At 42.3% G+C, this 14,273-nt stretch carries 12 protein-coding genes, 1 rRNA gene and 1 other annotated feature; all 13 genes read left to right on the top strand.

From position 1 onward, the window contains the following. Positions 1–90 (top strand): 5S ribosomal RNA (rrf, locus tag ACQKFG_RS26205); the annotation flags it as partial. 342 nt (positions 91–432) lie between these two features. Continuing rightward, positions 433–894, top strand: a complete 462-nt coding sequence (locus tag ACQKFG_RS26200) for a CtsR family transcriptional regulator (protein WP_048677843.1) — start codon at positions 433–435, stop codon at positions 892–894. 21 nt (positions 895–915) lie between these two features. Beyond that, positions 916–1,467: a UvrB/UvrC motif-containing protein gene (locus ACQKFG_RS26195; protein WP_098373578.1), complete on the top strand. Its 552-nt coding sequence runs from the start codon at positions 916–918 to the stop codon at positions 1,465–1,467. After that, positions 1,464–2,540, top strand: a complete 1,077-nt coding sequence (locus tag ACQKFG_RS26190) for a protein arginine kinase (RefSeq protein WP_192207427.1) — start codon at positions 1,464–1,466, stop codon at positions 2,538–2,540. Before ACQKFG_RS26195 ends, ACQKFG_RS26190 begins: the two co-directional genes overlap by 4 nt. A 130-nt stretch (positions 2,541–2,670) precedes the next feature. Further along, positions 2,671–5,112 carry an ATP-dependent protease ATP-binding subunit ClpC gene (gene clpC, locus ACQKFG_RS26185; protein ID WP_192207428.1) on the top strand — a complete coding sequence of 814 codons (2,442 nt, stop codon included), beginning with the start codon at positions 2,671–2,673 and terminating at the stop codon, positions 5,110–5,112. A 197-nt stretch (positions 5,113–5,309) separates the two neighbouring features. Beyond that, positions 5,310–6,698, top strand: coding sequence for a DNA repair protein RadA (radA, locus tag ACQKFG_RS26180; RefSeq protein WP_076372905.1), 1,389 nt, complete (start codon positions 5,310–5,312; stop codon positions 6,696–6,698). A gap of 2 nt (positions 6,699–6,700) precedes the next feature. Next, complete coding sequence (gene disA, locus ACQKFG_RS26175) at positions 6,701–7,774, top strand: DNA integrity scanning diadenylate cyclase DisA (RefSeq protein ID WP_192207429.1); 1,074 nt, start codon at positions 6,701–6,703, stop codon at positions 7,772–7,774. Positions 7,775–7,999: 225 nt separating this feature from the next. Then, the gene (locus ACQKFG_RS26170; protein WP_192207430.1) at positions 8,000–9,097 is read left to right on the top strand and encodes a PIN/TRAM domain-containing protein; all 1,098 of its coding nucleotides are present in this window, start codon (positions 8,000–8,002) and stop codon (positions 9,095–9,097) included. 21 nt (positions 9,098–9,118) lie between these two features. Continuing rightward, a complete protein-coding gene (gene ispD, locus ACQKFG_RS26165) occupies positions 9,119–9,805 on the top strand; it encodes a 2-C-methyl-D-erythritol 4-phosphate cytidylyltransferase (protein WP_427563950.1) in 687 nt (228 codons plus the stop codon). A gap of 14 nt (positions 9,806–9,819) precedes the next feature. Then, positions 9,820–10,299 (top strand): 2-C-methyl-D-erythritol 2,4-cyclodiphosphate synthase, encoded by a 480-nt coding sequence (gene ispF, locus ACQKFG_RS26160; protein WP_134784433.1) that lies wholly within the window; start codon positions 9,820–9,822, stop codon positions 10,297–10,299. 88 nt (positions 10,300–10,387) lie between these two features. Beyond that, positions 10,388–11,845 (top strand): glutamate--tRNA ligase, encoded by a 1,458-nt coding sequence (gltX, locus tag ACQKFG_RS26155; RefSeq protein ID WP_427563948.1) that lies wholly within the window; start codon positions 10,388–10,390, stop codon positions 11,843–11,845. A gap of 42 nt (positions 11,846–11,887) precedes the next feature. Continuing rightward, positions 11,888–12,136: a binding site (T-box leader), on the top strand. An 84-nt stretch (positions 12,137–12,220) separates the two neighbouring features. Then, positions 12,221–12,871, top strand: a complete 651-nt coding sequence (gene cysE, locus ACQKFG_RS26150) for a serine O-acetyltransferase (protein WP_228467588.1) — start codon at positions 12,221–12,223, stop codon at positions 12,869–12,871. Between the two features lies 1 nt (position 12,872). Further along, positions 12,873–14,270 carry a cysteine--tRNA ligase gene (gene cysS, locus ACQKFG_RS26145; RefSeq protein ID WP_192207433.1) on the top strand — a complete coding sequence of 466 codons (1,398 nt, stop codon included), beginning with the start codon at positions 12,873–12,875 and terminating at the stop codon, positions 14,268–14,270. The last annotated feature ends 3 nt before the right edge of the window (positions 14,271–14,273 follow it).

The following is a 14,273-nucleotide window of genomic DNA, read 5'->3' as shown; positions in this document are numbered from 1 at the left end:
ACCCGTTCCCATTCCGAACACGGCAGTTAAGCTCTTCAGCGCCGATGGTAGTTGGGGGTTTCCCCCTGTGAGAGTAGGACGCCGCCAAGCCATTTAAAAAGATCAGCCATCTGGCTGGTCTTTTTTTGTTGTTCGTGGTTAAAAAAAAGGTTTTTTATTTTCAGGGACAGCATAGGGCTGGCCTTATTTGAATTGGGCCTAATTTAAAAGTGGTGAAACCTTAAGAGAGAAGAAAATATCAGGTTTTGTATTTATCTTTTTAGGGTATTTATGTAAGATATTTCAATTTTAATGTTCAATGGGGTATGTAACTACATATAATTTGGAGAAAATGGGTAATACAGAAAGAGAAAGTGCGTTTAAGTTGCAAAATGCATTATTCCTTGTATAATAATAGTCAAATATAGTCAAAGTCAGAATGGAGGAGGCTGAGTGAGAAACATATCTGATGTTATCGAAACTTATTTGAAGCAAGTACTTGAAATAAGTCAAAAAGATATCTTAGAGATTAAAAGAAGTGAAATAGCAGATAAATTTCAGTGTGTTCCTTCTCAAATCAATTACGTAATCAATACCAGGTTTACCATCGAGAGAGGTTATGTTGTGGAGAGTAAGCGTGGTGGCGGCGGTTATATACGCATCATGAAAGTCGAATCACAGGATTCCGTGCAACTTATCAACCAATTATTATCGCTTATTGGTTCAAGGGTAACCCAATCGATGGCTGAAGGAGTAATTTCAAGGCTGATGAATGAAGACGTCATTAATGAAAGAGAAGCAAAGATAATGATGAGCGTCATAGATAGATCGGTGATTTATATCGACCTACCTGACCGCGATGAGCTTAGGGCAAGAATTTTAACTGCGATGCTTACGACTTTAAAATATAAATGAAACTGGCAGAGGTGATGAACGTTGATTTGCCAAGAATGTCATCAAAGGCCTGCTACCCTGCACTTCACCAAAATCATCAATGGAAAAAAGACAGAAGTCATGATTTGTGAGAAATGTGCCCAGGAAAAAGGTGAAATGTTTATGGATGCAGGTGGACCTGGTTTTTCAATAAATAATTTATTAGCAGGATTGTTGAATATGGAGTCGAATATTCAACAGACAAAGGCAAATGCATTTCCCAAAACGGAAGAGAGGCGTTGCCCGCATTGTCATCGATCTTATAAAGAATTTGTCCATATTGGTAAGTTTGGCTGTGCCGAATGTTATAAAACGTTCAATGAACAGTTAAATCCCATTTTAAAGAGGGTTCACAGCGGCAATACAGCACATATAGGGAAAATTCCAAAAAGGATTGGTGGCACCATATATCTTCGAAAGCAAATTTTGGATTTAAAAGAAGTTTTAAAGGTCCACATTGATCAAGAGGAGTTTGAGAAAGCGGCAGAGGTAAGAGATAAGGTTCGTTCCCTTGAAAAAAGGTATGAAGCGCAAGAGGGAGGCGAGGAATTATGAGCTTGGAAAAGTTTGTAGAAAACGCCCTGAGTTCCTGGATGAGTGCCGAAGGGCCGGAAATCGATATTGTATTGAGTTCACGGATTCGGCTGGCCAGGAATTTTAAAGACTTTACCTTCCCAACCTCCTTTTCTAACGAAGAAGCTAAAAAAATCATTGAATTGGTCAAAAAAAGGATCGAAGAAGAAGTAACCCCGGAGATTGGAAAACTGGAACTTTTAGAAATCGACCAATTGCAGCCACTTGAAAAGCGCGTTCTGGTTGAAAAGCATTTAATAAGTCCCCATTTAGTTGAAGATTCAGCGAAAAGCGCATGTCTCCTTTCGGAAAATGAAGAAATAAGTATCATGATAAACGAAGAGGATCATCTCCGTATTCAATGTTTAATGTCGGGGCTGCAGCTAAAGGAAACATTAAAGATTGCAAATGTTCTTGACGATTGGATTGAAGAATCCATAGACTATGCATATGATGAGGAAAGAGGATACCTAACTAGTTGTCCGACTAATGTGGGAACAGGATTAAGGGCTTCAGTCATGATGCATCTGCCAGGCCTTGTCCTTACACAGCAGATGAATAATATCATACCGGCTATCAACCAATTGGGGTTGGTGGTTCGAGGGATTTATGGAGAGGGCAGTCAAGCCTTGGGGAATATTTTTCAAATCTCCAATCAAATTACTCTTGGAAAGTCGGAAAGGGATATCGTTGAAGATCTAACAAGTGTAGTGCAACAAATCATAGCCCAGGAACGGTCAGCGAGGGATGCATTAGCGAGGACTTCCCACATACAATTAGAAGATAGAATTTTCCGTTCATATGGGATTTTGTCCAATGCCCGCATCATCGAGACCAAGGAAGCAGCTACCTGTATCTCCGATGTTAGATTAGGGATAGATCTTGGGTATATAAAGAATATTTCTAAAAGCATTCTAAATGAGCTGATGATTTTGACGCAGCCGGGATTTTTACAAAAGTACGCAGGTGGCCCTTTAAGACCCCATGAAAGGGATATCCGTAGAGCAGCACTCATTCGGGAACGCTTGAATTTTACGGAATCTTCCTCCTCATAGAGGTCATTGACCTCTTTAGGGAGTATCACATTTCATGTAATAGATATGGAGCAAGAAGAAGCTTCTGTCATAACTTAGTGAATTGCCAGCAACTTTATTCAAAACGAAAATTCTTAAGGAGGAATTCCCTATGATGTTTGGTCGTTTTACTGAAAGAGCCCAGAAAGTATTAGCATTAGCCCAAGAAGAGGCAATCCGGTTAGGTCATAATAATATTGGCACGGAACATATTTTACTGGGCCTTGTCCGAGAAGGTGATGGTATTGCTGCCAAAGCGTTATATGCTCTTGGATTGGGTCCGGATAAGATTCAGAAAGAAGTGGAAAATTTAATTGGCCGTGGACAGGATACGGCTCAAACGATACATTATACCCCAAGAGCCAAGAAAGTCATTGAGCTTTCCATGGATGAGGCAAGAAAATTAGGTCACTCATATGTCGGGACAGAGCATGTACTTCTAGGTCTTATCCGAGAAGGGGAAGGTGTAGCTGCTCGCGTATTGAATAATCTGGGAGTAAGTTTAAATAAAGCGCGGCAACAAGTATTGCAGCTTCTGGGAAGTAATGAATCTGGTGGTCATCAAGGTTCAGCCGCTTCAAATGCAAGCACGCCGACACTGGATGGCCTTGCCCGTGATTTAACGGCGATTGCCAGGGAAGGAAGTTTGGATCCCGTTATCGGAAGAAGTAAGGAAATACAGCGTGTCATCGAGGTATTGAGCCGTCGTACAAAAAATAACCCAGTATTAATCGGTGAACCTGGTGTTGGTAAAACAGCCATTGCTGAAGGGCTTGCCCAACAGATCATCAATAATGAGGTACCTGAAATTTTACGTGATAAACGCGTAATGACACTTGATATGGGTACTGTTGTGGCCGGTACTAAATACCGGGGTGAATTTGAGGACCGGTTGAAGAAAGTTATGGATGAAATACGTCAGGCGGGTAATATCATCCTATTCATCGATGAATTGCATACATTGATCGGTGCAGGTGGTGCAGAAGGTGCCATTGATGCCTCCAATATCCTTAAACCATCACTGGCGCGAGGTGAATTACAATGTATCGGTGCCACGACTTTGGATGAGTACCGGAAGTATATTGAAAAGGATGCTGCGCTTGAACGCCGTTTTCAGCCAATCCAAGTCGATGAGCCGACTATTGAGGAATCCATCCAAATTCTCAAGGGGCTGCGTGACCGTTATGAGGCACATCACCGCGTATCGATTACTGACGAAGCGATTGATGCCGCAGTCAAATTATCCGACCGTTATATTTCCGATCGCTTTTTACCGGATAAAGCGATTGACTTGATTGATGAAGCTGGTTCCAAGGTAAGGCTGCGTTCATACACAACGCCACCTAACTTAAAAGAACTTGAAGTGAAGCTGGATGATGTTCGTAAGGAAAAAGATGCTTCCGTTCAGAGTCAGGAATTTGAAAAAGCTGCTTCACTTCGCGATACAGAACAACGCTTAAGAGAACAATTGGAAGAAACAAAAAAAACTTGGAAAGAAAAACAAGGGCAGGAGAACAGTGAAGTGACTGTGGATGACATTGCACACGTCGTATCCAGTTGGACGGGAGTTCCAGTCACTAAATTGGCGCAAACAGAGTCAGACAAACTGCTTAATATGGAGTCAATCCTCCATGATCGTGTAATTGGGCAGGAAGAGGCTGTCATTGCGGTTTCTAAAGCAGTAAGACGTGCAAGGGCAGGATTGAAAGATCCTAAACGTCCAATTGGTTCATTCATTTTCTTGGGGCCTACAGGGGTCGGTAAAACAGAGCTGGCCCGTGCTTTAGCTGAATCCATTTTTGGTGATGAAGATGCCATGATCCGCATCGATATGTCCGAATATATGGAGAAACATTCGACTTCACGTCTTGTTGGATCCCCTCCAGGATATGTTGGATACGAAGAAGGCGGTCAGTTAACGGAAAAAGTGCGGAGGAAACCATACTCCGTCGTTCTACTTGATGAAATAGAAAAGGCGCATCCGGATGTTTTCAATATTCTTCTTCAAGTATTGGAAGACGGAAGACTGACAGATTCCAAGGGGCGTACTGTCGATTTCAGGAACACCATTCTGATTATGACATCGAATGTAGGGGCGTCGGCCTTGAAAACTGATAAGTATGTCGGCTTTAACATCCAGGATACTGGTCAGGACTATAAAAATATGAAAGGGAAAGTGATGGAAGAACTCAAACGTGCATTCCGTCCGGAATTCCTGAATCGTATTGATGAAACTATCGTGTTCCACTCATTAGAGAAGGATCATTTGAAACAAATCGTTACATTAATGTCAAATCAGCTTACTACCCGTTTGAAAGAACAGGAGATATACTTGGAGCTGACAGATGCGGCTAGAGATAAAATTGCTACGGAAGGTTTTGATCCGGAATATGGGGCACGGCCAATCCGCAGGGCACTTCAGAAGCATGTAGAAGATTATCTATCCGAAGAGTTGCTTAAGGGCAACGTGAAAAAAGGGCAAACGGTCGTAATGGATGTCGTGAATAATGAGTTTGCAATCCGACAAGGCGAGCCTGTTAATGTAAGTGAATAACCTGATCCTAAACTTCGAGGTACACGCAGATTCTATTGCAGTGTACCTCTGTTTTTTATCTATAGGTAGATTTGAGTATAAATGGGATAAGCAGAATGAATATTTTTTTAAAAAACTTAGCCTTAAGAAGGTTTAAATAAATACGAGGTATAATATCCTTAATATAGATATTTTTTCCAAAGGAAGAGGAGTAATTTATGGCTGTAAAGAAGAAAACAAAATTTATGTGTCAGTCTTGTGGATACGAGTCACCGAAATGGATGGGCAAATGCCCAGGATGCGGTGAATGGAACAAAATGGTCGAGGAAACCGAAATCGTTAAACCTGCTAGAAAAGGCGCCTTTACCAATTCAGAGGTTAGAGGTTCCGGGGAACGGGAGAAGGCAGCTCCGATAACGACTATTCAATCAGAAAAAGAACCCCGGATTAAGACGGATTTAATGGAATTGAATCGTGCTCTTGGGGGCGGGATCGTACAGGGATCACTTGTATTGATCGGAGGAGACCCTGGTATCGGTAAGTCCACCCTGCTTTTACAAGTATCATCGCAATTGGCGCATAAACAGAAAAAAGTGCTTTATATTTCAGGTGAAGAATCAGTCAAGCAGACTAAATTGAGAGCGGATCGGCTTGGGACCATGTCGGAGAATCTATTCGTTTATGCTGAAACCGATATGGATTATATCCAACAGGCAATTACGGATGTAAAACCGGATTTGGTCATTATTGACTCCATTCAAACGGTATATCATTCGGAGGTTACATCTGCCCCGGGAAGCGTTTCACAAGTGAGGGAGTGCACAGCCTCACTCATGCGCATTGCTAAAACGAACGGAATCGCGATTTTTATCGTCGGACACGTTACAAAGGAAGGGGCCATCGCGGGGCCACGGCTGCTTGAGCACATGGTTGATACTGTATTATATTTTGAAGGTGAAAGACACCATACATATCGAATTATACGTGCGGTTAAAAATCGCTTTGGTTCGACGAATGAGATGGGTATTTTTGAAATGAAAGAACATGGGTTGGAAGAGGTCGCGAATCCATCGGAAATATTCCTTGAAGAACGGTCGCAAGGAGCCTCGGGTTCCACAGTCGTCGCATCCATGGAGGGCACAAGGCCGGTGCTAGTTGAAATTCAAGCATTGATTTCTCCTACGAGTTTTGGCAATCCGAGGCGAATGGCCACGGGAATCGACCACAATCGAGTTTCGCTTTTAATGGCTGTTCTGGAAAAGAGAGTGGGCTTGCTGCTCCAAAACCAAGATGCGTATTTAAAGGTTGCCGGTGGTGTCAAGCTGGATGAACCTGCAATTGATCTCGCTGTCGCAATAAGCATTGCTTCAAGCTTCCGTGATAAACCAACAAACCCTGCCGATTGCATCATTGGTGAAGTGGGGCTGACTGGTGAGGTGAGAAGGGTGTCAAGAATTGAACAAAGGGTGCAGGAAGCAGCAAAATTAGGGTTTGAGCGAGTTATCATACCGGCTAATAATATAGGGGGATGGACCGCGCCGAAAGGTATTAAGATCGTTGGTGTTTCATCGGTTTCGGAGGCTCTTAAACAATCGTTAGGGGGTTAAGTATGACAGATAAAAAAGGGTATGAGAAAACAAAACTGGAAATTCTGCAAATTGTTGCTCCGGGTACCCCGCTTCGGGAGGGGATTGAAAATGTCCTGAGGGCAAACACGGGTGGTTTGATAGTGGTCGGATATAATGAGAAGGTGCGAGTGATCGTGGATGGCGGCTTCGAAATCAATTGCAGCTGTACCCCCAGCACATTATATGAGTTGGCAAAGATGGACGGAGCCATCATTTTAAATGAAACAGCCGATAAGATTATTTTCGCAAATGCCCAGCTAGTACCGGATAACAGTACACCGTCCACTGAAACGGGAATGCGGCATAGGACAGCGGAACGTGTGGCAAGGGAGACCAAGTCGCTGGTCATCGCAATCTCACAACGTCGGAATGTCATCACTTTATATCAAGGCAATTTTCGATACGCCCTTAAAGATATTGGAGTCATACTTGCCAAGGCTAATTTAGCCATCCAGACCTTGGAAAAATACAAGGTGGTCCTGCAGCAGAGCATATCGGTTTTAGGAGCGCTCGAGTTTGAGGAAATCGTTACCTATGCCGACCTTTTGCAAGTATTTCACCGATATGTAATGGTGCTCAGGATCAAGGCGGAGCTATTAACGTACCTTAATGAGCTTGGTACGGAAGGAAGATTGATCCGTTTGCAAATGAATGAAATCCTGGCAGATATTGAAACGGAAGGAAAATGGCTTATCAAGGATTATACCTCCAGTAATGATGAAGATCCCGAGGAAATCATTTTTAGGCTTCAAGAGTTGGCCATGCAGGAAAAACTGGACGAAAGCATTCTTCTAAAGGTGCTGGGCTATAATGGATACATACACCTTGATGAGTCAGTACATCCCCGTGGTTACCGTATTCTTCATAAAATCCCACGCTTGCCGGGTTTGATCATCGAAAATTTAGTGAAACAGTTCGGAAGCTTTAGTGAAGTCAATAAAGCTACGGTTGAAAACCTTGACGATGTGGAGGGCATAGGCGAAGTCCGGGCAAATAAAATCAAAGAAGGACTCCGGATTTTAAAAAATCAGCTTGTCACAAATAGAAGGATGTAGGTGCAGCTGGCCTTTTAAAATTCCCCTGAACTTGCATGAAATTGGCTGGTGTTTATTTTTGACACTCAAAACTCAGGGTGCTAGGCTAATATTACGAAAAAGAGAAGAAATCATATTTGTAAATCCACTAATTCCTAAGTGAATTTAACGTATATAATGAAAACGAATTTTCGAAGGTTTCATTTTATTTTATTGGTCAATAATGAGTAGAAGGAGGTGAAAGGGATGTTAAAACGCATTATACAAGCATGCTTCTTAATAGTCGGCGGAACACTTGGTATGTTACTTATTCCAGAATTATTAATTGTTTTACATGCAGATGATATTGCTTTAATAAACAATCCTTATGTAAGTGTACTGTTGGGTGCCATTATCTTTTATCTTATAACTTTTTGGGCAGTAGATCATGTGATCTATTTTATGAAGTGGCTGGAGGAACAGCTTGTAAAGATACCAATTACGGATATTATCTTTGGCAGCGTCGGTCTTTTAGTGGGACTGCTTGCGGCGTTCTTGGTTGGCTCCGCCTTCAGTGCCATCAAGTTTCCGTTTTTTAATACAGTGGTTCCCATCATCCTTACGCTTTTATTTGGTTATCTTGGTTTTCAAGTTGGCTTTAAAAAGCGTGATGAGCTATTGAGTTTATTCACGAAAAGCAATAAGAAAAAGAACACTGATGGTGAAGCGAGCGAAGACGATGAAGAGGGGTATAGCAAGCGGCTGAAGATTCTCGATACAAGCGTCATCATTGATGGCAGAATTGCGGATATTTGTCAGACAGGCTTTCTCGAGGGTACCATAGTCATTCCTCAATTCGTTTTAAACGAACTGCAGCACATTGCCGATTCATCGGATGCTTTGAAAAGGAATCGTGGAAGACGTGGTCTGGATATCTTGAATCGCATTCAAAAAGACCTGCCGATTAAAGTGGAGATGTATGAGGGGGATTTTGAAGACATTCAGGAAGTGGACAGTAAACTAGTGAAACTTGCCAAAATATCGGGCGGAATGGTCGTTACCAATGATTTCAACTTGAACAAAGTATGCGAGTTTCAAAATGTGGCGGTCCTTAATATCAATGACCTTGCCAATGCCGTAAAACCTGTTGTTCTTCCTGGGGAAGAGATGAATGTTCAGGTCATCAAGGACGGGAAAGAGCAGAATCAGGGCATCGCTTATTTGGATGATGGCACCATGATCGTTGTCGAGGGCGGCCGTGACCATATCGGGAAACGCATCGATGTACTTGTCACAAGTGTATTGCAAACTTCGGCAGGCCGTATGATATTCGCTAAACCGAAACTATTAGAAAAAGCATTATAAAGAAGAGTAGGAGAAACCGTTATGTTTTATGAAGTAGTGATACCTGCAGCTGGACAAGGCAAAAGAATGAAGGCGGGCAAGAATAAACTTTTTATTGAACTATCGGGTATCCCGATTATTGTTTATACACTGCGTGTCTTCGAAGAAGATCCTGACTGTCGGGGAATCATCCTTTCGATAAACCCGGCAGAAAAGGATTATTTCAGTCAATTGATTGCAGCATATGGGCTTAAAAAGGTCAAGAAACTGGTCGTGGGTGGCAAGGAGCGCCAACAAAGCGTTTATAATGGACTGCAACATGCAGGAGAAGAAATCGTCCTTATCCACGACGGTGCCCGCCCTTTTATCAATGTTGGGCAAATCAGTGAATTGACTACTGCCGCCTCCCTTCATGGAGGTGCCGTAATTGCAGTGCCCGTTAAGGATACGATAAAAAAAGCGTCAAACAATAAGGTAGTGGAAACAGTGGAACGATCAAGCTTGTGGGCGGTACAAACTCCACAAGCTTTTCGTGTATCCATATTGAAAAGTGCGTATGAACAGGCTGAAGCTGAAGCATTTTTAGGGACGGATGATGCAAGTTTGCTAGAGCGGATCAATGAACAGGTAGTTATTATTGAGGGCAATTATGATAATATTAAAATTACGACTCAGGAAGACCTTTATTTTGCAGAAGCGATTTTACATAAACAACATGGAAAACGATGATTGGGGAGAATGATATGTTTAGAATAGGACAAGGATATGACGTTCATCAGCTTGTGGAGGGGAGACCTTTGATTATTGGCGGGATTACGATTCCGTATGAGAAAGGTTTGCTAGGTCATTCGGATGCGGATGTCCTTCTGCATACAGTTGCTGATGCCTGTTTGGGGGCAATTGGTGCAGGGGATATCGGTAAGCATTTTCCGGATACCGATCCTGAATTTAAAGATGCCGATTCGGCAAAACTGCTGCAGTATATTTGGGCGATCGTAAAAAAAGAAGGATATTCCCTAGGCAATGCGGACTGTACAATCATTGCACAAAGCCCGAAAATGGCACCGTATATTGAGGAAATGCGCGGCAGGATTGCTGAACTTTTAGATGCGTCGATAGACAGAATTAATGTAAAGGCGACCACTACCGAGAAACTTGGTTTTACAGGCAGGAGCGAAGGGATCGCGGCACAGGCTGTGGTTTTATTGGTTAAATCAAACTAATTTCGTTTTTAGAGTGGATGCCTTTATCCCAATGTATTTAAATGATAATATATACAATAGAATAGAACGACTGGGAGGTCTATATATCATGAGCAGCGATATTCGAGTTCGCTATGCACCGAGTCCGACTGGACATTTACATATTGGTAATGCACGGACTGCTTTATTTAATTATTTATACGCACGAAATAAAGGCGGGAAATTCATCATCCGAATTGAAGATACCGACCAAAAGAGAAATATTGAGGGCGGAGAGGAAAGTCAGCTTAAATATTTGAAATGGCTTGGTATGGATTGGGATGAAGGTGTTGATGTTGGCGGTGAATTCGGACCATATCGTCAATCCGAAAGGAACGACCTTTATCAGGAATTGTATCAAGAGCTTTTAGATAAGGGTTTGGCATATAAATGCTATTGTACGGAAGAAGAGCTTGAGGCAGAACGTGAAGGACAGGTCGAGCGGAATGAAACGCCAAAATATTCAGGGAAGTGCAAGCATTTAACTGAAGAAGAGCAAGCGGAACTAGTGGCCCAAGGAAGAAAACCGAGCATTCGCTTTGCTGTTCCAGCTGGGAAGGTCCTTACTTTCAATGATATGGTTAAGGACGAGGTTTCGTTTGAAGCGGATGGCTTTGGTGATTTTGTCATCGTTAAAAAAGATGGCATTCCAACCTACAACTTTGCAGTGGTCGTCGATGATCACTTGATGAAGATTTCCCATGTCCTTCGCGGTGATGACCATATCTCCAATACCCCAAAACAACTGATGATTTATGAAGCTTTCGGCTGGGAACCGCCGGTATTCGGACATATGACGCTGATTGTAAACGAAAGCAGGAAGAAACTGAGTAAACGTGATGAGTCCATCATTCAATTCATTGAGCAATATGAAGAGCTTGGTTATGTACCTGAAGCTTTATTCAATTTCATTACATTACTAGGATGGTCTCCGGTCGGGGAAGAAGAGATTTTCACGAAGGAAGAATTTATTAATCTTTTCGATGCTGATCGGCTGTCTAAGTCACCTGCGCTTTTTGATAAACAAAAGCTTACATGGATGAATAACCAATATGTGAAGCAACTGGACGGAAATCGTGCAGTGGAATTGTCAATGCCTCACTTAATTAAAGCCGGGAAGGTTTCAGAGACACTGACCGCCGAAGAAGAAGAGTGGGTACATGGGCTAGTTTCCCTTTTTCAAGAGCAGATGAGCTATGGAGCGGAAATAGTCGAGCTATCTGAACTGTTTTTCAAGGATGAGGTCGTGTTCGAGGAAGATGCCAAGGAAGTACTGGCTGAAGAACAGGTGCCGGAAGTCATGAAAGCTTTCCTTCAGGAGATCGATGGCCTTGAAGAATTTAACGCGGATGACATCAAGAAATCGATTAAAGCCGTACAAAAAAGCACAGGCCATAAAGGGAAAAAATTATTCATGCCGATAAGGGCGGCCGTCACGGGTCAAACACATGGTCCTGACTTGCCTAAGGCGATTTCATTACTCGGCAAGGAAAAAATTAAACAGCGTATTCAGAGTATTTTATATTAACAATTTGTCAAAAATGTAATATAGTATTTAATAATCTTACAAAAGAACGCGTAGATGGGGAGAAGTAAGTAAACGAAGCTTTTTAGAGAGAACCATAACCTGCTGAAAGTGGTTCAGGCCTCTCGTTTTCTGAAATGCACCCTTGAGTCCTTTGCTGAACTAACCTATAGTAGGCACAGGCGGAATGTCCTCCGTTACAGGGATTAAAGTTGGGGATGAAAAAACAGGAAAAAGCTTTACCTGATTCGTACATTCCAAACAGAGTGGAACCGCGCTTAAAGCGTCTCTGTCTATTTGGACAGAGGCGCTTTTTTATATGCTTTAAAAGCTTCAAAGGGGATGTTGGAAAATTACGCAACATAGGGGGGAATCATTTTGTTAAAGATGTTTAAAGAAGATATCGAAGTGGTTTTTGATCAAGATCCTGCTGCGCGCAGCTATTTGGAAGTCATATTGACGTACGCGGGTTTACATGCGATTTGGAGCCATAGGATGGCTCACGCACTATTTAAGAAGAAATTCTTTTTCCTGGCAAGAAGTATATCTCAGATCAGTCGGTTTTTTACCGGTATTGAAATTCATCCAGGGGCTACGATTGGCCGTCGTTTCTTCATTGACCATGGAATGGGGATCGTCATTGGCGAAACTTGTGAAATTGGCGACAATGTATCTGTCTTTCAAGGTGTAACCCTTGGGGGGACAGGAAAGGAAAAGGGAAAACGTCATCCTACGATAAAGGATAACGTTTTGATTGCCACAGGAGCAAAAGTGCTGGGTTCCATCACTGTTGGGGAAAACTCAAAAATCGGTGCAGGATCGGTCGTTTTAAAGGAAGTGCCACCAAATTCCACAGTGGTGGGCATTCCAGGTAAAGTGGTCATTCAAGATGGTATCAAAATCAACAAAGATCTAAATCATTGTGATCTTCCTGATCCAATTGCTGATCGCTTTAAGGAATTGGATAGTGAAATCAGGGCCTTAAGAGCGAAGATGGCTGAAGAGAAGCAGAAGGAAAGGAGCCTATAATATGGCGATTAAAATATATAACACAGCTACAAGAAAAAAGGAAACCTTCGTCCCGATGGAAGAGGGAAAGGTGAAGATGTACGTATGCGGACCCACTGTCTATAATTACATTCATATTGGTAATGCAAGACCGGCAATCGTATTCGATACCGTTCGTAGGTATTTGGATTACCGTGGATATGATGTGCAATTCGTTTCGAACTTTACGGATGTGGATGATAAGCTGATTCGTGCGGCAAAAGAATTGGGGGAAGATGTCCCAACCATATCAGAGCGTTTCATCAAGGCTTATTTTGAAGACGTGTCGGCATTGGGCTGCAAAAAAGCCGATGCTCACCCAACCGTAATGGAGAACATGGATGCAATCATTGAATTCATCTCGGCATTAATTGAGAAAGGATTCGCTTATGAATCTGAAGGGGATGTGTATTACCGAACTCGTAAGTTTGAGGGGTATGGAAAACTTTCACATCAGTCCATCGATGAGCTGAGAGTGGGGGCGCGTATTGAAATAGGGGAGAAAAAACAAGATGCCCTTGATTTTGCCCTTTGGAAAACGGCAAAGGATGATGAAATATCTTGGGAAAGCCCATGGGGTAAGGGGCGTCCTGGCTGGCATATCGAATGCTCCGCAATGGTCAAAAAGTATTTGGGCGATACAATCGATATTCATGCAGGAGGTCAAGATCTAGCTTTCCCTCATCATGAAAATGAAATTGCACAATCTGAAGCATTGACGGGTAAGCCCTTTGCGAATTATTGGATGCATAACGGGTATATAAATATTGAGAATGAAAAAATGTCTAAGTCCTTAGGTAATTTCGTCCTTGTGCATGACATCATCCAGAAGCATGATCCACAAGTGTTACGCTTCTTTATGTTATCTGTTCATTACCGTCATCCCATCAATTATAGTGAAGAAGTGCTTGAAAATGTAAAGGCGTCCCTCGATCGCTTAAGGACATCTTATCAAAACTTAAAGCATCGCCTTCAAGTTAGTGACGGATTGACTGAGAATAATGATGTTTGGTTAGGGAAGCTGAATGAATTACATGAACAATTCATTAAGGAAATGGACGATGATTTCAACACAGCTAATGCAATATCCATGCTCTTTGAACTTTCCAAACAGGCAAATTATTACTTGATGGAGAAAAACACCGACAAGGAAGTGATTGATGCTTTCCTTGATAAATTCAGCATCCTATTTTCTGTCCTAGGTTTGTCCCTTGAAGAAGATGGGCTTTTGGATGAAGAAATTGAAGGCTTGATACAGCAGAGAATTCAAGCGCGGAAAGACCGCAATTTTGGGTTATCTGATGAAATTCGTGATCGATTGAAAAACATGAATATCATATTAGAGGATACCCCTCAAGGTACAAGATGGAAAAGAGGGTAATTA

The sequence above is a fragment of the Peribacillus sp. NPDC076916 genome (genome assembly GCF_050269675.1).
Lineage (GTDB): Bacteria > Bacillota > Bacilli > Bacillales > DSM-1321 > Peribacillus > Peribacillus aracenensis.
The sequence above is the reverse complement of the archived record's forward strand: the minus strand, read 5'-3'. Positions and strand labels throughout refer to the sequence as shown.